This is a genomic window from Vibrio ponticus, from assembly GCF_009938225.1.
In the GTDB taxonomy this organism is placed as follows: domain Bacteria; phylum Pseudomonadota; class Gammaproteobacteria; order Enterobacterales; family Vibrionaceae; genus Vibrio; species Vibrio ponticus.
Map to the genome: position 1 here is coordinate 860,450 of NZ_AP019657.1, position 18,808 is coordinate 879,257.

Genomic DNA, 18,808 nt, shown 5'->3' on the forward strand with positions numbered 1-18,808 from the left:
AGACTATTTGTCACTATTTAAACCCATTAAGGCAGATTGAGTTTCAGCGACTCTTTGTTGCATAGCGTGCTCTGACGAGATCCCTAACTGCTGCTTGGCTTCTTCTTCCGAAATACCGAGATGACAACACAACAAATCAATTGCCATTTGGTAGTTGTTTGTTTCAACCATGAGCTCTTCCTATTTAGACGTTGTTTCGTTCCTGACACTAAATCTAGCATTTTTTTGCATCGTCTCAATTCGACCAAAGTCTAACGCCTTAGCACTATTTAGCCGGTTAGAGTTTGGTAGACTAGGCGCAAATCCTAGTCAGGTTGAAAACAAGTGTATCAATTTGCTTCTATAACTTGAGTTTAGTGTGATTCGTCTATATCTATGTGCTAGCCTATGGCTTAGCGAGGTCTAGTTGACTAAAGGCTAAGACCTTTGTACATAAAGGCGATTATGTTGTCATAATCAAGCCACGAAAAAGAGCTTCCTGTTTCGGAGAAAAGTAATGAAGCGAGTAATGTTATTCCTGGCAACAAACTTAGCAGTTGTTCTTGTGCTAAGCGTTGTTTTGAATATTGTTTATGCTGTCACTGGTATGCAGCCTGGTAGCCTATCAGGCTTGCTGGTAATGGCGGCTGTGTTTGGTTTTGGTGGTTCATTTATCTCTTTGATGATGTCAAAGGGTATGGCACTGCGCTCTGTGGGCGGTATGGTTATTGAAAGCCCTCGCAACGAAACAGAGCACTGGTTGCTGGAAACGGTTCGTCGTCAATCTCAGCAAGTAGGCATTGGTATGCCAACGGTTGCGATTTATGACTCAGCAGATATCAACGCGTTTGCAACGGGGGCAAAACGTGATGATTCGCTAGTTGCAGTATCAACAGGTCTGCTACACAACATGACTCGTGACGAAGCTGAAGCAGTGCTTGCGCATGAGGTGAGCCACATTGCTAATGGTGACATGGTAACCATGACGCTAATGCAAGGTGTGGTGAACACGTTTGTTATCTTCCTATCACGTTTCATTGCTAACATCGTCTCGTCTAACAACAGTGACGAAGAGGGTGAAGGCGGCAGCAATATGATGGTTTACTTCGGTGTGTCTATGGTGCTTGAACTGGTGTTCGGTTTCCTAGCGAGCTTTATCACTATGTGGTACAGCCGCCACCGCGAATTCCATGCCGATGCTGGCGCGGCAAACCTAGTGGGTAAAGAGAAGATGATTGCAGCACTTGAGCGCTTAAAGATGAGCCACGAGTCGCAGCTTGAAGGTTCGATGATGGCGTTTGGTATCAATGGTAAACGTTCTATGACAGAACTATTGATGAGCCACCCACCACTTGATAAGCGTATCGCAGCTCTGCGTAGCGGCTTGTAATTGTTGCTTGGTGGCTAACCATTAGACACCAGAGTTAACACGCTAAATTTGTTACAAAAGGCTTGGATTTTTATCCAAGCCTTTTTTGATCCAATCTGAAAACCATCCGTAAACTGAAATAAGTTATACAAAAAAATAATTTGTACAACTTTTTGATATGTTCTAGAGTGAACATGTTATACAAAAAAAATATTTGTGTACAATTTATCGGAGTTTCTCATGGATGTAGCAACCGTCGGTTCAGTTTATCAACAACTCAATAAGTCTAATCTTCATCTGCTTAACGATGTTTACCATCCAAACGTAGTGTTCGAAGACGCTGCCCATCGCCTTGAAGGCTGGGGTGAGCTCAAACGCTATTTTGACTCTCTTTATCGCAACGTCGACCGTTGTCAGTTCAATATTCAAGATCAGCAGCAACAGGGTGATAGCGGTTTTATCACTTGGACGATGGAGCTCAAACATCCGAAACTGCAGAAAGGCGCAACCATTTTCGTTAATGGCGTTAGCCACCTGAAGTTTTCTGAAGGACGTGTCATCTACCACAGAGACTATTTTGATCTGGGCGAAATGCTCTACGAGAACCTGCCTTTACTAGGTTCAATCGTAAAAACTATCAAGTCGAGGCTGGGTGAATGAGTACTGTGCTGATCACAGGGGCTACCTCCGGAATTGGTTTCCAGCTTGCGCAAGATTACTTGGCAAATGGCGATCAGGTTGTCGTGTGTGGTCGTAACCCTATTGCACTCAAAGATTTTGAGCAACAAGGTACCAATGTTGAGACCTTACAGTTTGATATCACAAATGCAGAGGCGACGGGCTTGGCGCTCGAAGGCATGCAGTCCAAACCTAACATTTGGATCTTTAACGCTGGTAATTGTGAATACATCGAGAGCGGTGAAATCGATAGCGCGTTGATGAAACGAGTGTTTGAAGCCAATTTTCTAGGGTTGGTCAATTCGCTGCAAGCAGCACAGCGCTTTTTCAAACCGGGAGACCAAGTCATCGTGATTGGTTCTATCTCCAGTGAAGTGGCTTTGCCACGTGCTGAAGCATACGGCGCATCAAAAGCCGCCGTGAGTTATCTTGCTCGCACGCTACAAATGACACTTAAGCCTAAGCAGATAGATGTGACAGTCGTTTATCCAGGATTTGTTAAAACGCCACTGACCGACAAAAATACCTTTGATATGCCGATGATTGTGACCGCGGAAGAGGCGTCGGTTGCTATTCGTCGTGGTATAGAGAAGCGTCAGCCTTATATTTACTTCCCATCTCGTTTCACATCAATTTTACGTGTGATTGGCTTACTGCCATATCGCTGGCAAAACGCATTAAGTTCCAAGCTATTGAAAGGATAGTGATGCCCGTGCGGCATACTTAATTACTGATAAAACCCAAGGACAGAGGAACAATAACAATGAAAATCGCAATCGTCGGTACTGGTATATCTGGGTTAACGTGCGGCTATTACTTACACAAGCAGCATGACATTACACTATTTGAAGCGAACGATTACATTGGGGGTCACACCGCCACTGTTGATGTGGAAGTTGAAGGTAAGAGTTACGCGGTTGATACCGGTTTTATTGTCTATAACGACAGAACCTACCCTAATTTCATCAGGATGATGAATGAAGTGGGCGTGGAAGGTTTGGCAACCCAAATGAGTTTCTCGGTTTCAAACAAAACCAATGGTTTGGAATATAACGGTCACACCATTCCCACTTTATTTGCGCAAAAGCGCAATTGGCTTAACCCTAAATTCTACAAGTTCATTCTTGAGATCTTACGCTTTAACAAACTCGTTAGAGAGCGAGCGGAAAACGACCAACTGTCTGCCAGTGAAGAAGATAAAACCTTGGGCGAATTTTTGACTGAGCATGGTTTTAGTGATTATTTTAGCGATAACTATATCTTGCCGATGGGCGCAGCGATCTGGTCCTCTACGTTGGCAGACATGCGTGCCTTTCCACTTGGCTTCTTTGCCCGATTTTTCTTAAATCACGGTTTGCTGGATGTAGTTAATCGACCGCAATGGTATGTGATTAAAGGCGGCTCGAAGCAATATATTCCGGCACTGACACAGGGCTTTGTCGATCGAATTCAGCTCAATTCGCCAGTTGAGCGTGTGACGCGAGACGCCAGCGGCGTAAACATTACAGTGAATGGTCAAACTCAGCGTTTTGATCAAGTGATATTCGCCTGTCATAGCGACCAAGCACTGGCTTTGCTTGGTGATGCATCATTTGATGAGCAGAAAGTGTTAGCTCCATTAGCTTACCAAAGCAACGAGGTGGTGCTGCACACTGACACGAGCCTATTACCTCAGCGAGAGGCAGCATGGGCGTCTTGGAACTATCGCCTTATCGGCAGTGACAGCGAACAGCTCGCGCCTCCGACACTGACTTACAATATGAACATCCTGCAACATATCGACAGCCCAGAGACTTTCTGCGTTTCATTGAACAGCGCCGATTTAATTGCTAAGGATAAGATTTTACGAACGTTCAATTACAGTCATCCGGTATTTAATACCGAGTCGATGGCTGCACAGCAGCAGCGCGAGTTAATTAATGGCAAACAAAGCACCTGGTTCTGCGGCGCTTATTGGTATAACGGTTTCCACGAAGATGGTGTGCGTAGTGCTCTGGATGTGGTTGAGGCGCTGAAGTCTGAGCCTCAAAAACTTGTGATCAAAGGAGCCGCTTAGATGAATAGCTCGCTTCTTGTGGGAACAGTGAGGCATCGCCGCTTCTCACCGGTTAAACACTCACTCAATTATCCATTGTTTATGCCGTGTCTGGACTTGGACGAGTTAGACACGGTATTTCAAAAAGTATGGGGGCTGGGTGACCAATGGTGGCATTGGGCACGGTTTCGTCGTGAAGATTACCTAGGTGAAGGAGACTTAAAAACAGCGGTGCTTGAAAAAGTTTTCCAACTGACAGGGGAGCGGTTTCACAACGGTCGTGTTGAAGCAGTCGTCCATTTACGTTACTTGGGTATCTATTTTAGTCCCGTCAACTTTTACTATGTGTATGACGAGCAACAACAGTGGCGTTATCTGTTAGCTGAGGTGAGCAATACCCCTTGGAATGAACGTCACTACTACGCTATTCCAGCCAGTGAAGATGGGCGTTTTGAACATCAAAAAGCCTTTCATGTCTCGCCTTTTAACCCAGTCGAGCAGCGTTATAAGTGGCTGGTGAAACCGTTAACTAAGCGTTTACACGTTCATCTTGAGTGTCATCGTGACAGCAAAGAGTTTGATGCGACACTTTCAATGCAGAAACAAACGCTTGGTGGATATTCATTGGCGAAAAAACTGATCGCTACCCCAGCGATGGCAGTAAAAGTGACCATAGGAATTTATTGGCATGCGCTAAAGTTGTGGGTTAAAGGGGCACCGTTCTACTCACACCCTAAATATCAGCAAAGTTCAGACCAGAGCAGTAATAGCAGCAAAGGAGCATAGGAAGATGACAACTCAAACTCTAACCCTTCCAAAGCGACTGACATCGGTTGAGAAAACCGCTAGAAGTGTAGTATTCAGTTGTATACATAAGATCGTTATCGGCACCTTAACCGTGGTTGAAGAATTTGAAGCCGGTAAGGTAGTGCATCGAGAGAATTTCGGTAGCGGCAATGACTCACAACCTGTTGCGGTGATCATCGTGCGTAATCCAGCTTTTTATACTCGCCTGCTGAAAGGTGGCAGTATTGCAGCAGCAGAAGCTTATATGGATGGATGGTGGGACAGTCCTGATCTGACAGCATTAACTGAAATTATGGCTCGCAACTTGGCGATGTTAGACAACCTAGAGAGTCGCACTAGCTTTCTTACCGATATTATTTATCGCGTCTCCCATTGGTTTAATCGCAATACGTTGGAAAATTCCGAGAAGAATATTCACGCCCATTACGATTTGAGTAATGATCTTTACCAGACGTTTCTCGATCAAAACATGCTCTATTCTTCAGCGATATTTAGCAGTGAGACAGATTCTCTTGAACAGGCGCAAATCAACAAGATGGAACGTTTGTGTCAGCAGTTACAACTCAAACCGACTGACCACGTGATAGAGATCGGTACAGGCTGGGGCGCGATGGCAATCTATATGGCACAAACCTATGGCTGTCACGTCACAACCACGACTATTTCTGATGCCCAGTTTGATTATGCTCAACAGCGAGTAGAAGAGTTGGGGCTCGAGAACCGAATTACATTGCTCAAGCAGGATTATCGCTTATTGGAAGGGGAATACGACAAACTCGTCTCGATTGAAATGATAGAGGCGGTGGGCAAAGAGTATTTAACCTCTTACATTCAAAAGTGCCAGTCACTACTCAAACCACAAGGTTTGATGGCAATTCAAGCCATCACCATTGCCGATCAACGCTATAAGAGTTACAGCAACAGTGTCGACTTTATTCAAAAGTACATTTTCCCGGGAGGATTCTTACCCTCGATTACCGCATTAACGCAGACTACAACCAAAAGTAGCGATCTTGTGTTACGCGACTTATTCGATATTGGCGAAGATTACGCTATGACACTTAGTCATTGGCACCAACGTTTTAATGCGAACCTGGCAAGAGTGGCTGAATTAGGCTTTGATGAACGCTTTGTACGGATGTGGAATTACTACTTCTGTTACTGTGAAGGCGGCTTTAAAGCCAAAACGATAAGCACCGTACATATGACTTTTCAGCGACCTTAGGGTAATGATGTAGGTAATTTATGAGTCAATTAAAGCGCTTACTCATTATCTCGACATTGTTTCAATTGGTCTGGTTTGCAGCAGTGCTCGGCAAAGAAGCATGGCAGTGGGTTGTCTTGACCGGCGTAACTTGCTTGATTTTAGTGACAGCAGCACGTGAAGAGTTTACTTGGCGTAATTGGCTTATTCTCACAATGATCGGGATTGTGATCGATAGCGTTAACATTAAATTTGGTTTGATTGCCTTTGATAGTGCCTTTATTCCCATCTGGCTGGTGGCTTTGTGGGCGGCGTTCTGCTGGTATGCACTCTTTCTTGGCAAAGTATTGAGCCATTACCCATTGTGGGTCGTATCTATAGTAGGTGGTCTAGCCGGAGCATTGAGTTATCTGGCGGGTTACAAACTAGGAGCGGTGTCACTTGGGTTTTCGATGCCTGTGGCATTTGTGTTATTTTTTGTGCAGTGGGTTGCGTTTGTTTTCCTCTGCATGAAAATGATAAATGTTGGGGCAAAGTATCATGAAGGTGAAAAAGATAAAATGGTTTAGATTGCTATTGTTAGGTGTCGTTTTGGTTGCATCACCATATTCGGTAGCGTCTTTATCCTCAGGGAACCAATTAAGTTTTCAACAAACAGATAATTGGCAAAGTTGGCGCAAAGTTGGTGAGGCACAACTTTCAATTCTGTTTTTCGATATTTACCAATCAAAGTTGCTCTCTCCCACGGGGATATATCAACAGCAGACTTTAGATGTGTCACCACACCCACTGGCGCTTTCAATCGAATACCAGCGCAATATTACCCAAGATCAACTGCTCGATGCGACTTATGAGCAATGGTTGAAACTTGGCTACCGTGAACAAGATGCGAAACGCTGGATAGCGCAGCTGTCAGTTATTTTCCCCAATATTAAGTCAGGACAAAAGCTGACTTATATAACCAACGGTGAGACAGGGCAATTTGTTTATTCACCGTTACCATCAACCAGTCGACAGATTGGAACCATATCTGACGAGCGACTCAATGATGCCTTTTTGTCCATCTGGCTATCACCGAAAACGGAATATGCTGATTTAAGGCGACAACTAATAGGGATGAAACGATGAAAATGAAATTGCTGGTTATGTTCTCAACATTATTAGCATTGTTTGGTTGTGGTACACAGCTTGATGATTATAAACAGAGTAGTCCTAATTTCGCGTTATTTGATTATTTCCAAGGCGACGTAAAAGCTTGGGGGATGGTGCAAGATTTTTCCGGAAAAAAGACGCGAAGCTTTGAAGTGGATATTGTCGGGACCGTTGAGGGAAATAAGCTCACTTTGGTTGAAGACTTTGTATATAGCGATGGTGTTGAAGAGCAGCGTATTTGGAACATTGAAAGGTTGCAAGATGGTTCATATCAAGGCACAGCGAAAGATATTATTGGTATTGCGACTGGAGCGGAGCAGGGCAACGCGATGCGTTGGCAATACGACTTTGAACTGCCTTACGATGGATCTACGCTAACTGTGGCAATGGACGATTGGTTGTTTCGCCAAGATGACAAGCACCTGTTTAATATCACTAAGGTGGAAAAATTTGGTGTGCAGGTCGCCACGGTGACGATTTTTTTTCAGAAGCAGTAATGGCGTTTTAAATTTAAAAACCTAGAAAAAAGCCTCCCAAGGGAGTAATGCCGATCAGTTAAGAAATTTGTGAGATCATTTGACCGATCCTCAAAAGGCTTCAAAATCCGATATTAGGAAACTAATATCGGATTTTTTTATGTCTTTAGAAAGCCAACTTGCCAATACTTTTCGGTCATGTAATACCTTCCACCACTTTGATAAATACTCTGACATTCTTAGTCCAGAGCTTATCCAGCAAGGTTTTGAGCAAGCTGGTGTAGCAACCGTTAGAAGAAGACGGTTACCTTTAGAAGCCGTACTTTGGTCCGTTGTTGGAATGAGTCTCTTTCGTCAACAATCTGTTTGGGATATTGCTAACCAACTCGATATTGTCTTGCCAGACAAACAACGTTTTGTTGCACCAAGTGCAGTTGTTCAAGCGAGACAGAGATTAGGCGAAGAAGGTGTAAAGCAAGTCTTTAAGAAGATGGCTGCGCATAGCTATCAGTCGTCTAACTTCGAAACTTGGTGTGGACTAAACCTTCTATCTGTCGATGGTGTCGTTTGGAGAACGACAGATACACCCGAAAATCATCAAGAGTTTAAAGCGCAGCGCAATCAATCATCTGAGAATATTTACCCTAAGGTCCGCATGGTTTGCTTGATGGAGCTTACAAGTCATCAGCTAATCGATAGTGCATTCTCTGACTATCGCACCAGCGAAATGCGGCTCGCAGAAGAGCTTATTGAACAAACGCCAGATCAATCACTGACCATTTTTGACAAAGGATATTACTCTTTAGGGCTGCTTAATCGCTGGAACAAAGTAGGTCAAGAAAGGCATTGGATGCTCCCTGTGAGAAAAGACTTTCAGTATGAAGTTGTCCATAAATACAGTCAGAGTGATGCTATCGTTGCTATAAAAACATCACCTCAGGCAAGGAAGAAGTTCAGTGACCTGCCTGAGATAATAGAAGCAAGGTTGGTATCGAAAGCCATTAAAGGTAAGGAGTATCAGGTTCTTACCTCAATGCGTGATGGGTTGCGCTTTCCCGGAGAAGACATTGTAGAGCTCTATCGCTATCGTTGGGAAATCGAATTAGGCTATAGAGAAATGAAGCAAACCTTGCTTGATAGTGAGTATACATTGCGAAGTAAGCGCCCAGATATGGTTAGACAGGAGCTCTGGGGGATTTTGCTAGCCTATAACCTTATAAGGCAGGTTATGACAAAAGCGGCGAGCAAGTTAGATAGCGTTTGGCCGAACCAATTAAGCTTTACGAGTAGTGCCATGGCTGTGACTCAATACTTTGCAGCTTTACCTTTAACGAGTCCAGGGAAACTCCCTAAACACTATGAAGTGCTACTACAGCAAATATCCATGTTTATCCTACCCCCCCGAAGAGAAGATAGAAGTTATCCTCGTTGGGTGAAACTGAAACCCAAGAAATATGCGACAAATAGAAAAAATGCCAGTCAGCTTAACTGACTGGCATTACTCCCAAGGGAGGCTTCAATAATTAAGTATTTGTAAGCAATTACAGCTTGTCAGTTAGCTCGATAGCTTGACCGATGTAGTTCGCTGGCGTCATCTCTTTTAGACGCGCTTTTTCATGTTCAGGTAGCTCTAGACCGTCGATGAAGTTACGCATTGCTTCGCCGTCGACACGCTTACCACGAGTCAGCTCTTTTAGCTTCTCATATGGTTTTTCGATGCCGTAACGACGCATAACAGTTTGTACTGGTTCTGCAAGTACTTCCCAGTTTTTGTCTAGTTCAGCAAGTAGCGCTTCACGGTTTACTTCTAGTTTGCTGATGCCTTTTAGCGTAGAAGTGTAAGCGATGATTGCGTAGCCCACACCCACACCTAGGTTACGAAGAACCGTTGAATCGGTTAGGTCACGTTGCCAACGAGAGATAGGCAGTTTTTGTGCTAGGTGACCGAATACTGCATTCGCCAGACCTAGGTTACCTTCTGAGTTTTCAAAGTCGATTGGGTTAACTTTGTGTGGCATCGTTGAAGAACCGATTTCGCCCGCAATGGTTTTTTGCTTGAAGTGACCTAGAGCAATGTAGCCCCATACGTCACGGTCGAAGTCGATAAGGATAGTGTTGAAACGTGCTACTGCATCGAACAGCTCAGCGATGTAATCGTGTGGCTCGATCTGTGTAGTGTATGGGTTCCAAGTTACGCCTAGTGACTCAGTGATGAACTCTTCAGAGAACTTGTGCCAATCTAGCTCTGGGTAAGCTGAAAGGTGTGCGTTGTAGTTACCTACTGCACCGTTGATTTTCGCTAGGATCTCAACGTTTTCGATTTGCTTGAATTGACGTTCCATACGGTACGCTACGTTCGCCATCTCTTTACCCATGGTAGATGGAGAGGCTGGTTGACCGTGTGTACGAGACAATAGAGGAATGTCGCGGTATTCCACTGCAAGTGCTTTGATTGCATCAATTAGGTTGCGAATTTCTGGAAGAATCACCGTTTCACGCGCTTCTTTAAGCATTAGAGCGTGTGAGGTGTTGTTGATGTCTTCAGAAGTACAAGCAAAGTGGAAGAATTCGTTAACTGCGTGAAGTTCAGGAACATCAGCTACTTTTTCTTTTAGGAAGTACTCAACCGCTTTTACGTCATGGTTAGTTGTACGCTCAATTTCTTTGATGCGTAGTGCGTCTTCTTCAGAGAAGTTAGCAGCAAGATCGTCTAGGAATTGATTAGCTTCTGCGCTGAATGCAGGCACTTCGGCGATTTCAGCAGTAGCAGCAAGCTTTTGTAGCCAGCGAATTTCAACGATAGTACGGTACTTTAAAAGACCGTATTCACTGAAAATTTCGCGCAAAGCAATAGTCTTGCTTCCGTAACGACCGTCTACTGGTGAAACAGCAGTCAATGCTGACAGTTCCATGATGTTCTCCTGAATTGGTTTCTAGAATTTGTGAGCTTTATACCAAGAAGTTTGGCATTTGTCACTAAAGTTGCGCAAACGTTTGCGCAAAGGTTATTTTACTCTGAAAAAATAAACACGCGGTGGACCGCGTGTTTACATTACATTCGAGCGAGTAGAATTTGTGCTTGCTCGACCATTTTCTTGCGTCCAAAGATCAAGTGTCGGCGTTTACCACCCACTTGGCGCCAGAGTACAGAGCAGCGAATCCCCGATAGCAACAAGGCGCGAACCTTGTGTTGGTTACTGGTTTGCTGCAGTACTGTTGGTGTGCCAGTCACTTGGATGCGTGGACCAATTGGGCTTACGACATCAAGATAAACACTCGCAAGGTTGCTGATCATTTGGTCGTCAGTTAGAGCAAAATGGTCGGCTTGGCGTTCCAGCATTTGTAGGCGGTCACCCAACTGCGCCATTGCATCATTACGGCTGCTAAGCTTACGTTCTAGCGCCATAAGGCTAATGATGTAGCGAGTGATCTCGCTACCTGTTGGGGTGCTATCAATGCCTTTCACCAAGCACTCTAAGCCAAGCTTTAGGTCTGATTCGCGACCAAACACATTGAGTGTGCTGCTTGGGTTAGTATTCAGAATCGCTTTCAGTGAAGTTTCAAACGCGTCAGTGTCACAATAACCGTTCTTTGCTGCTTGCTGAACTAAAGCCACAGCTTGGCAAATACCTGCAAAAGCAATGGTGCGGTCATAAAGAGTGTTAGCCACGTAGAGTTACTCCTGAATAATACGTCTGATTAAATTCGTTGTTCGATAATACCGCCACCAAGACATACTTCACCTTGGTAGAAAACTGCTGATTGACCTGGAGTCACAGCAACTTGAGGCTCATCGAAAATCACTTTGATTGTGTTGTCATCCACAGGGATGATAGTACACGCAATATCCGTTTGACGGTAACGTGTTTTCACAGTGCATTGTAACGGTTCATTAATTGGTGTGCGATTAACCCAATGTAATTGTGATGCAATTAACCCATTAGATTTTAAAAGTGGGTGGTCTGCACCTTGTACCGCGATCAGTACATTACGTTTTAGGTCTTTTTCAGCAACGTACCAAGGATCTTCGTTACCGCCGCCACCTTTAGTGCCACCAATATGTAGACCTTTACGCTGACCTAGCGTGTGGTACATTAAACCTTGGTGTTCGCCAATCACTTTACCTTCAGGTGTTTCAATTTTACCTGGTTGTGCTGGCAAGTAGCGACCTAAGAAATCCGTAAACTTACGCTCACCGATAAAACAGATACCGGTTGAGTCTTTTTTCTTAGCCGTGATTAGGTCTTGCTCTTCAGCAATACGACGAACTTCTGGCTTTTCTAATTCACCCACAGGGAATAGGCTGCGACCAACTTGCTCATGGCTAAGTGTGTAGAGGAAGTAGCTTTGGTCTTTGTTACCGTCAAGACCACGTAGCATTTGTGGCTTCTCTCCATTGGTTGGGAAAGAACGACGAACATAGTGACCCATCGCGATGTAGTCCGCATCAAGCACTTCGTCAGCATACTCTAGGAATGCTTTGAATTTGATTTCTTTGTTACACAGAATATCTGGGTTTGGCGTACGACCTGCTTTGTACTCTTCTAGGAAGTACTCGAAGACGTTGTCCCAATATTCAGCAGCAAAGTTAATCTTGTGCAAGTGAATGCCAAGCTTGTCACACACTGCCTGAGCATCGGCAAGATCTTGCGCCGCAGTACAGTATTCTTCGTTGTCATCTTCTTCCCAGTTCTTCATGAACAAGCCTTCAACTTGATAGCCTTGTTGCTTTAGAAGATACGCAGAAACCGATGAATCAACACCGCCAGACATACCAACGATGACTTTCTTTTGACTGTTGTCAGTACAGTTCTCAGACATTGCTTAACACCACAAAAATTAACTGGGGGCAGATTTTAACAGAAAGCATTCCACAGCGACAGATCCGAGATCGAAATCACACTTCGAAATGATGGTCTTTTTATCAATTTATCGGTTAAAACCCGCGTTATTAATAACGATAAGTCCTCTATATATGGCATAGTAGGCGAAAATCAAGCGCTGCTAGGCAAACAATCTTCGCCTGACAGTTGAATTCGTATTGTATTAGGTAATATAAGCACCATGAGTGATGAGAACCAAGTTTTCCAAGAATCAGATTTAATTGAAGTGATTGAGAACCAATTGGCTGATGGTAATCCATTAAAAGTCAAAGAAACCTTAATGCGTTTAATGATGACAGGGACCAGCCGTGATGATGCAATTGCGATGATGGCATGTGCAGTATCAATTGAGATTTTTGATGTTATGAAAAACGAAGGGGAATTCAATTTGAAGCGCTATTCTGAGCATCTAGAACGTCTTCCTGACCTGAGTTTTATGGAAGGTGAGTAGAGTAAACGTTTGCTATACTCGCAGTTATTGCAGCGTATTCGCTAGCGCAGTAGAATCCATTTTCCTGTCTTTCCCTTAATCAGAACCTGAATTATGAAATTTCCCGGTCAACGTAAATCAAAGCACTACTTTCCAGTACATGCGCGTGATCCTTTGGTGAGCCAAGCGCAAACAAGTAAGAAAATGTCTCGAACCCATATTATTGGTATCGATCAAACATTGGTGGACATTGAAGCAAAAGTTGACTCGGAACTGATCGAAAAATATGGTCTGAGTAAAGGTCATTCATTAGTGATTGATGATCAAACAGCAGAAGCGTTGTACAACGAGCTAAAAGAAAGCTGCCTTATTACTAATGAATATGCGGGTGGCACTATCGGTAATACGCTGCACAACTACTCTGTACTCGCTGATGACAAATCAACGCTGTTAGGCGTAATGAGCCAAGACATTAAAATTGGCAGCTACGGTTACCGCTATTTATGTAATACCTCGAGCCGTATGGACCTGAACTACCTACAAGGTGTTGAAGGTGCAATTGGTCGTTGTTTCGCTCTTATTACGGAAGATGGCGAACGCACTTTCGCAATTAGCGAAGGTCAAATGAACCAACTTCGTCCAGATAGCATTCCAGAGAAAATCTTTAAAAATGCGTCTGCGTTAGTACTGACTGCTTATTTAGTACGTTGTAAACCAGGTGATCCAATGCCTGAAGCAACAATGCGTGCAATTGAATATGCGAAAAAATATGATGTGCCAGTGGTATTAACGCTAGGTACTAAATTCGTTATTCAAGACGACCCTAAATTCTGGCAAGACTTCTTACGTGATCACGTAAGTGTTGTTGCGATGAATGAAGATGAAGCGGAAGCATTAACAGGTGAACATGATCCACTAGCGGCTTCAGATAAAGCGCTAGATTGGGTTGATTTGGTATTGTGTACTGCAGGTCCAGTTGGCTTATATATGGCTGGCTACAGTGAAGACGAAGCAAAACGTGAAACTACTTTGCCACTTCTTCCTGGTTGTATTGCTGAATTCAACCGTTATGAATTTAGCCGTCCAGCGACAAAATCACTATGTGAAAATCCGATCAAAGTTTACTCACATATTTCACCTTATATGGGTGGTCCGGAGAAAATTAAGAATACTAACGGTGCTGGTGATGCAGCTCTATCTGCGCTTTTGCATGATATGGCGGCAAATAAATACCACAAAGAAAACGTGCCTAACTCAAGCAAGCACGCTTATGCATTCTTAACTTATTCTTCATTCTCTCAAGTATGTAAATACTCAAACCGTGCAAGTTATGAAGTGCTTGTTCAGCATTCTCCACGTTTGTCTCGTGGTTTGCCTGAACGAGAAGATAGCTTAGAAGAAGCTTACTGGGAAAGATAAGCGACATTATTAAAGCTCACCATAATGTGGGCTTTAATAAAAGCTACGAATACAAAAAAGCTCCCTTGATGGGAGCTTTTTCTATATCTGTATCTAGATAAATTAGATTAGGAAATCTTCTAGAGATTTACCAGCGTCTAATTCAGCTTGGATTGCAGAAGGTGTACGACCTTGACCAGTCCAAGTCTTTTCTTCACCGTTGTCTAGGTATTTGTATTTTGCTGGACGTGGAGCACGCTTAGATTTAGCTTTTGCTTTAGTTTCGCCAGCTAGTGCACTGATTAGTGCAGAAACGTCAATGCCGTCTTTCGCGATTTGTTCTGCGATTGCTGCTAGTTTAGCTTCTTGTTCTGCTTGCGCTGCACGCTCTTCTTCTTCAACTTCTTTACGTTCAGTTACTACAAGAGTTAATTTCTCTAGAGCTTCTTCTAGTTGCTCAAGAGTTAGTTCACGAGAGAAAGCGCGAAGGCTACGAATGTTCAACAGAGTTTTTGTTAATTCCGACATAAAATCTCACCAATATATTGTAAGCGACAAAGTAATGTTAATATCGTATTCCGAATAATACAATTCAAATATTGTAAATTAAATAAAATAAATTGTTCACGAGGATAAGAGGCGAAACTTTTAAACTCACCTCACATTCTATTTTTAATCAAATAGTGGTTACGATGGTTTAATCAGCCTATAAGTATAGTGCCTGGTTTCATAACCGCCAGTTTAATGCATTAAATAATATCCAATTCATTTATTGTTACATTTGCATCGCTTCATAAGACAAATAGTAAGAGGGAAATGATGTGTTAGAAAACAATATAGATATGCAGAGAGTGGAGTAAGAGTCAATAATCTGTAGGCGCTTGTTGAGTGAAAATAAATCATAATGAGCATTCTATAATCTCAGTGATTTTATCGCATGTATTATGAATCCGTATTCTATTTCGCAAAACTGTCGGGAATATTATGGGGTACTTGAAGCGAGAGGGTGACAATTTTCCGCTGTATGTTGGGAAAATGGCGCTGAAGATTTTGTAGCAATATCTGTTGTAAATGAGATTTTTATAAGTACAATGACCGTTACCTAATGCGTCACATTGGTTAAAGTTGTGTTAAAGAATGTTTAATTCAGCTTAATCTTTGGCTGTCGCGGTAGAGGAGCGGAATGAATCAGTAACGTTTGTTGGGGTGATGCCAATGAACAAGCGTGAAAGGTCTTATCCGCCGAAGTGAACCGGTATATCAAAACCACTCGCTGGGGTTGCGTTCGAATAGGGGCAACACTGCCATAGTCTATTATTTGTATAACTATGGAGCGCTACTGTAGGGTTGGGTGGAGTGTTCACTTCCCTGTCGCTATGTTCAACATGCATAGATATTGGTATCTATGTGTCTGCAGTAGATCTCTAACCATTTATTACTGGTTTCGAAGATCATGAATTTAATCGATTTTGCATCATCTCCTTTATCACTGCTGCCTCCGGTAGTAGCTTTGACGCTAGCAATTGTTACGCGTCGTGTATTGTTATCGCTTGGTATGGGTATTCTACTAGGCGCTATTCTTTTGGCTGATTACTCGTTGGGTAACGCTTTAACTTACGTTAAAAACACGGTGTTTGGCGTATTTGTTGAAGACGGTTCGATCAACGCAGGTAATATGAGCATCATCGGTTTCCTAGTATTACTGGGTATGATGACCGCATTATTAACCCTATCGGGTGGTACTCGTGCATTTGCTGACTGGGCTCAGTCGCGAGTAAAAAGTAAACGTGGTGCAAAACTATTAGCTGCGTTTTTAGGTATTTTTATCTTTATTGATGATTACTTTAACAGCTTGGCAGTTGGTGCTATCTCTCGCCCTGTAACTGACCGTTTTTATGTATCACGCGCTAAGCTAGCTTACATCCTAGACTCAACAGCTGCACCAATGTGTGTTGTTATGCCAGCCTCAAGCTGGGGTGCGTACATCATGACCATCATCAGCGGTATCTTAGTTTCTCACGGTATTACCGAATATTCTGCGCTGGGTGCCTATATGCGCTTAGTGCCAATGAACTTCTACGCAATTTTTGCTCTACTGATGGTATTTGCAGTTGCTTGGTTTGGTTTGAATGTTGGTAAGATGCGTGATCACGAAATCGCAGCAGCGCAAGGTCGCGGCTTTGATGACGAGCAAAGTGACGATTTTGAAGAAGCGCGTGCTTTAGATGAAGAGCTAGACATTACTGAGAGCGAAAAAGGCAAAGTATCTGATCTTGTTCTGCCGATTGTTGCGCTAATTATCGCAACGGTTGCTTCTATGCTTTACACCGGTGGTCAAGCTCTAGCAGAAGCAGGTAAGCCATTTGCACTACTTGGTGCGTTTGAAAATACCAATGTTGGTACATCGCTAATTTACGGTGGTTTGGTTGGTCTGTTTGTTGCGCTGTTTACGGTAGTAAAACAGGGTCTGCCAGCACTAGAAATTAATCGCACACTATGGATTGGTGCAAAATCAATGTTCGGTGCGATTCTAATCCTTGTGTTTGCTTGGTCAATCGGCACTGTAATTGGTGATATGAAAACAGGTAGTTACCTGTCAACAATGGCACAAGGCAATATTGACCCACAATGGTTGCCAGTGATCCTATTCTTACTATCAGGTGTGATGGCATTCTCAACCGGTAGTTCATGGGGTACGTTTGGTATCATGCTACCAATCGCGGGTGACATGGCTGGTAACACGGACATCGCTTTAATGCTACCTATGCTAAGTGCGGTACTAGCAGGTTCAGTATTTGGTGACCACTGTTCGCCAATCTCTGATACGACAATTCTGTCATCGACAGGTGCACGTTGTAACCACATCGACCACGTTGCGACACAGTTGCCATACGCACTGTCGGTAGCGCTTGTTTCTTGTATTGGCTTTATCGTGCTTGGTATTACGGATAACCTAGCGATTTCTTTCGCAGCAGCAACAGCGGCATTTGTCGCGGTATGTTTCGTGCTGAGTGTATTGTCTAAGTCGAAAATGAGCTCTTGCTAAAATTCGATAAAACAATGATAGAAAGGAAGCTTCGGCTTCCTTTTTTTGTGCCCGTTGAAAAGTGATTTAGGCGAAAGGGAAAAGCTAACCAAAGCAAACAACATATAGCCAAGTTCAATCAATACGCCGCAATGGACTGGATATTGTTATAAGATGAAAAAAACTTAAATTAATGGTTGAAAAAAGTTAACAGCTTGGTTAGTGTGGTTATCAACCAAGCAGAAATGAAGAGCTTAAATAAGTATGCGTAATTTTGTCATGAATATTCATCATCACCATCACCCAATGTAGTCTTTCGGGAGATGTACGCGTACCCGGGGGACAGGATACTCCCGGAGGCTTAAGTCAGAGATTTTAAGAATTAACCCTCGGGAGACAAAGATCTTCCGAGGGTTTTTCAGTTTTACGGCTTTATAAAATATCTAAGTATTACTTGCACAGGGATAACGCAATGCAAACACAACGCCTAAGAATCGCTATTCAAAAAAAAGGTCGCCTAAGCAAAGAGAGCCAACTATTGCTTAAAAAGTGCGGCGTAAAATTTAACATTATGGGTGAGCGTTTGGTTGTTCACTCACTCAATATGCCAATTGACTTGCTATTGGTTCGTGATGACGACATTCCAGGTTTGATTATGGATGGCGTGGTAGATCTTGGCTTTATCGGTGAAAACGAATTAGAAGAAGTTCGTCTCGATCGTAAAGCCCTGGGTGAACCTTGTGAGTTTGTTCAGCTGCGTCGTCTTGATTTTGGTGGCTGCCGTTTGTCTATCGCGATTAATAAAGATCAAGAGTACAAAGGTCCGCAAGACCTTGCTGGTAAACGTATCGCCACCACTTATCCGCAACTGCTAAAGGCGTATATGGACAAAGAGGGTATCCCTTTCTCCACCTGTATGCTGACCGGCTCGGTTGAAGTAGCGCCACGCGCAGGCTTATCGGATGCAATCGCTGACTTGGTTTCAACGGGCGCAACGCTCGAAGCCAATGGTTTAAAAGAAGCTGAAGTTATTTTCCGCTCGAAAGCGACGCTTATTCAGCGCTTAGGCGAGTTTGATGCTGAGAAACAAGAGCTTATCGACAAACTCCTGACTCGTATGCAAGGCGTACAACAAGCCAAAGAATCGAAATACATTATGCTGCACGCTCCAGTAGACCGCTTGGATCAAATCAAAGCGCTGCTGCCGGGAGCAGAAGACCCAACTGTACTGCCGCTTTCTGCGGAAAAACAAAAAGTCGCCGTTCACCTAGTTAGTACCGAAAATCTGTTCTGGGAAACCATGGAACAACTCAAAGAGTTGGGTGCGAGTTCAATTCTAGTATTGCCAATTGAAAAAATGATGGAGTAATTG

The 18,808-nt window shown here is 43.4% G+C and carries 19 protein-coding genes, 1 riboswitch and 1 other annotated feature; of the genes, 14 read left to right on the top strand and 5 right to left on the bottom strand.

The window, feature by feature from the left end:
- Positions 1 to 3: 3 nt before the first annotated feature.
- On the bottom strand, positions 4 to 171 hold the full coding sequence (locus tag GZN30_RS21260) for a hypothetical protein (protein ID WP_123782914.1): 168 nt from the start codon (positions 169 to 171) through the stop codon (positions 4 to 6).
- Positions 172 to 496: 325 nt separating this feature from the next.
- Between GZN30_RS21260 and htpX the strand changes: the two genes are divergently transcribed.
- The 10 genes from htpX (at position 497) to GZN30_RS03865 (ending at position 9,192) form a co-directional block, all read left to right on the top strand.
- On the top strand, positions 497 to 1,369 hold the full coding sequence (gene htpX, locus GZN30_RS03820; protein WP_075652200.1) for a protease HtpX: 873 nt from the start codon (positions 497 to 499) through the stop codon (positions 1,367 to 1,369).
- Between the two features lie 219 nt (positions 1,370 to 1,588).
- Positions 1,589 to 2,008, top strand: coding sequence for a nuclear transport factor 2 family protein (locus GZN30_RS03825; protein WP_075652199.1), 420 nt, complete (start codon positions 1,589 to 1,591; stop codon positions 2,006 to 2,008).
- On the top strand, positions 2,005 to 2,730 hold the full coding sequence (locus GZN30_RS03830) for an SDR family NAD(P)-dependent oxidoreductase (protein WP_075652198.1): 726 nt from the start codon (positions 2,005 to 2,007) through the stop codon (positions 2,728 to 2,730). Before GZN30_RS03825 ends, GZN30_RS03830 begins: the two co-directional genes overlap by 4 nt.
- Positions 2,731 to 2,789: 59 nt before the next feature.
- Positions 2,790 to 4,082 (top strand): NAD(P)/FAD-dependent oxidoreductase, encoded by a 1,293-nt coding sequence (locus tag GZN30_RS03835; RefSeq protein WP_075652197.1) that lies wholly within the window; start codon positions 2,790 to 2,792, stop codon positions 4,080 to 4,082.
- On the top strand, positions 4,083 to 4,847 hold the full coding sequence (locus GZN30_RS03840) for a DUF1365 domain-containing protein (RefSeq protein ID WP_075652196.1): 765 nt from the start codon (positions 4,083 to 4,085) through the stop codon (positions 4,845 to 4,847).
- Between the two features lie 4 nt (positions 4,848 to 4,851).
- On the top strand, positions 4,852 to 6,093 hold the full coding sequence (locus GZN30_RS03845; protein WP_075652195.1) for an SAM-dependent methyltransferase: 1,242 nt from the start codon (positions 4,852 to 4,854) through the stop codon (positions 6,091 to 6,093).
- Positions 6,094 to 6,113: 20 nt separating this feature from the next.
- A complete protein-coding gene (locus GZN30_RS03850) occupies positions 6,114 to 6,641 on the top strand; it encodes a DUF2878 domain-containing protein (RefSeq protein ID WP_075652194.1) in 528 nt (175 codons plus the stop codon).
- Positions 6,613 to 7,200: a chalcone isomerase family protein gene (locus GZN30_RS03855; RefSeq protein ID WP_075652193.1), complete on the top strand. Its 588-nt coding sequence runs from the start codon at positions 6,613 to 6,615 to the stop codon at positions 7,198 to 7,200. The genes GZN30_RS03850 and GZN30_RS03855 overlap by 29 nt, the downstream gene beginning before the upstream one ends.
- Before the next feature lie 17 nt (positions 7,201 to 7,217).
- On the top strand, positions 7,218 to 7,721 hold the full coding sequence (locus tag GZN30_RS03860) for a DUF3833 domain-containing protein (protein WP_408646831.1): 504 nt from the start codon (positions 7,218 to 7,220) through the stop codon (positions 7,719 to 7,721).
- Positions 7,722 to 7,860: 139 nt separating this feature from the next.
- Positions 7,861 to 9,192 carry an IS4 family transposase gene (locus tag GZN30_RS03865; RefSeq protein ID WP_075649976.1) on the top strand — a complete coding sequence of 444 codons (1,332 nt, stop codon included), beginning with the start codon at positions 7,861 to 7,863 and terminating at the stop codon, positions 9,190 to 9,192.
- Between the two features lie 49 nt (positions 9,193 to 9,241).
- On the opposite strand, the gene purB is transcribed toward GZN30_RS03865, so the two are convergent.
- The 3 genes from purB to mnmA form a co-directional block, all read right to left on the bottom strand.
- A complete protein-coding gene (gene purB / locus GZN30_RS03870) occupies positions 9,242 to 10,612 on the bottom strand; it encodes an adenylosuccinate lyase (RefSeq protein ID WP_075649975.1) in 1,371 nt (456 codons plus the stop codon).
- 140 nt (positions 10,613 to 10,752) lie between these two features.
- A complete protein-coding gene (gene hflD, locus GZN30_RS03875) occupies positions 10,753 to 11,370 on the bottom strand; it encodes a high frequency lysogenization protein HflD (RefSeq protein WP_075649974.1) in 618 nt (205 codons plus the stop codon).
- A gap of 29 nt (positions 11,371 to 11,399) precedes the next feature.
- Positions 11,400 to 12,521: a tRNA 2-thiouridine(34) synthase MnmA gene (gene mnmA / locus GZN30_RS03880; RefSeq protein WP_075649973.1), complete on the bottom strand. Its 1,122-nt coding sequence runs from the start codon at positions 12,519 to 12,521 to the stop codon at positions 11,400 to 11,402.
- Between the two features lie 243 nt (positions 12,522 to 12,764).
- Between mnmA and GZN30_RS03885 the strand changes: the two genes are divergently transcribed.
- A complete protein-coding gene (locus GZN30_RS03885; protein WP_075649972.1) occupies positions 12,765 to 13,034 on the top strand; it encodes a hypothetical protein in 270 nt (89 codons plus the stop codon).
- Positions 13,035 to 13,127: 93 nt separating this feature from the next.
- Entirely contained in the window at positions 13,128 to 14,432 is a 1,305-nt protein-coding gene (locus tag GZN30_RS03890) for an inosine/guanosine kinase (protein WP_075649971.1), read from the top strand.
- 102 nt (positions 14,433 to 14,534) lie between these two features.
- On the opposite strand, the gene GZN30_RS03895 is transcribed toward GZN30_RS03890, so the two are convergent.
- Entirely contained in the window at positions 14,535 to 14,939 is a 405-nt protein-coding gene (locus GZN30_RS03895) for an H-NS family histone-like protein (protein WP_075649970.1), read from the bottom strand.
- Between the two features lie 635 nt (positions 14,940 to 15,574).
- A riboswitch (Lysine riboswitch) is annotated at positions 15,575 to 15,758 on the top strand.
- A 106-nt stretch (positions 15,759 to 15,864) separates the two neighbouring features.
- Between GZN30_RS03895 and GZN30_RS03900 the strand changes: the two genes are divergently transcribed.
- Together GZN30_RS03900 and hisG are read left to right on the top strand one after the other, a co-directional pair.
- Complete coding sequence (locus tag GZN30_RS03900; RefSeq protein ID WP_075649969.1) at positions 15,865 to 17,457, top strand: Na+/H+ antiporter NhaC family protein; 1,593 nt, start codon at positions 15,865 to 15,867, stop codon at positions 17,455 to 17,457.
- Positions 17,458 to 17,723: 266 nt separating this feature from the next.
- Positions 17,724 to 17,859: a sequence feature (His leader region), on the top strand.
- 49 nt (positions 17,860 to 17,908) lie between these two features.
- Positions 17,909 to 18,805: an ATP phosphoribosyltransferase gene (hisG, locus tag GZN30_RS03905; protein WP_075649968.1), complete on the top strand. Its 897-nt coding sequence runs from the start codon at positions 17,909 to 17,911 to the stop codon at positions 18,803 to 18,805.
- The last annotated feature ends 3 nt before the right edge of the window (positions 18,806 to 18,808 follow it).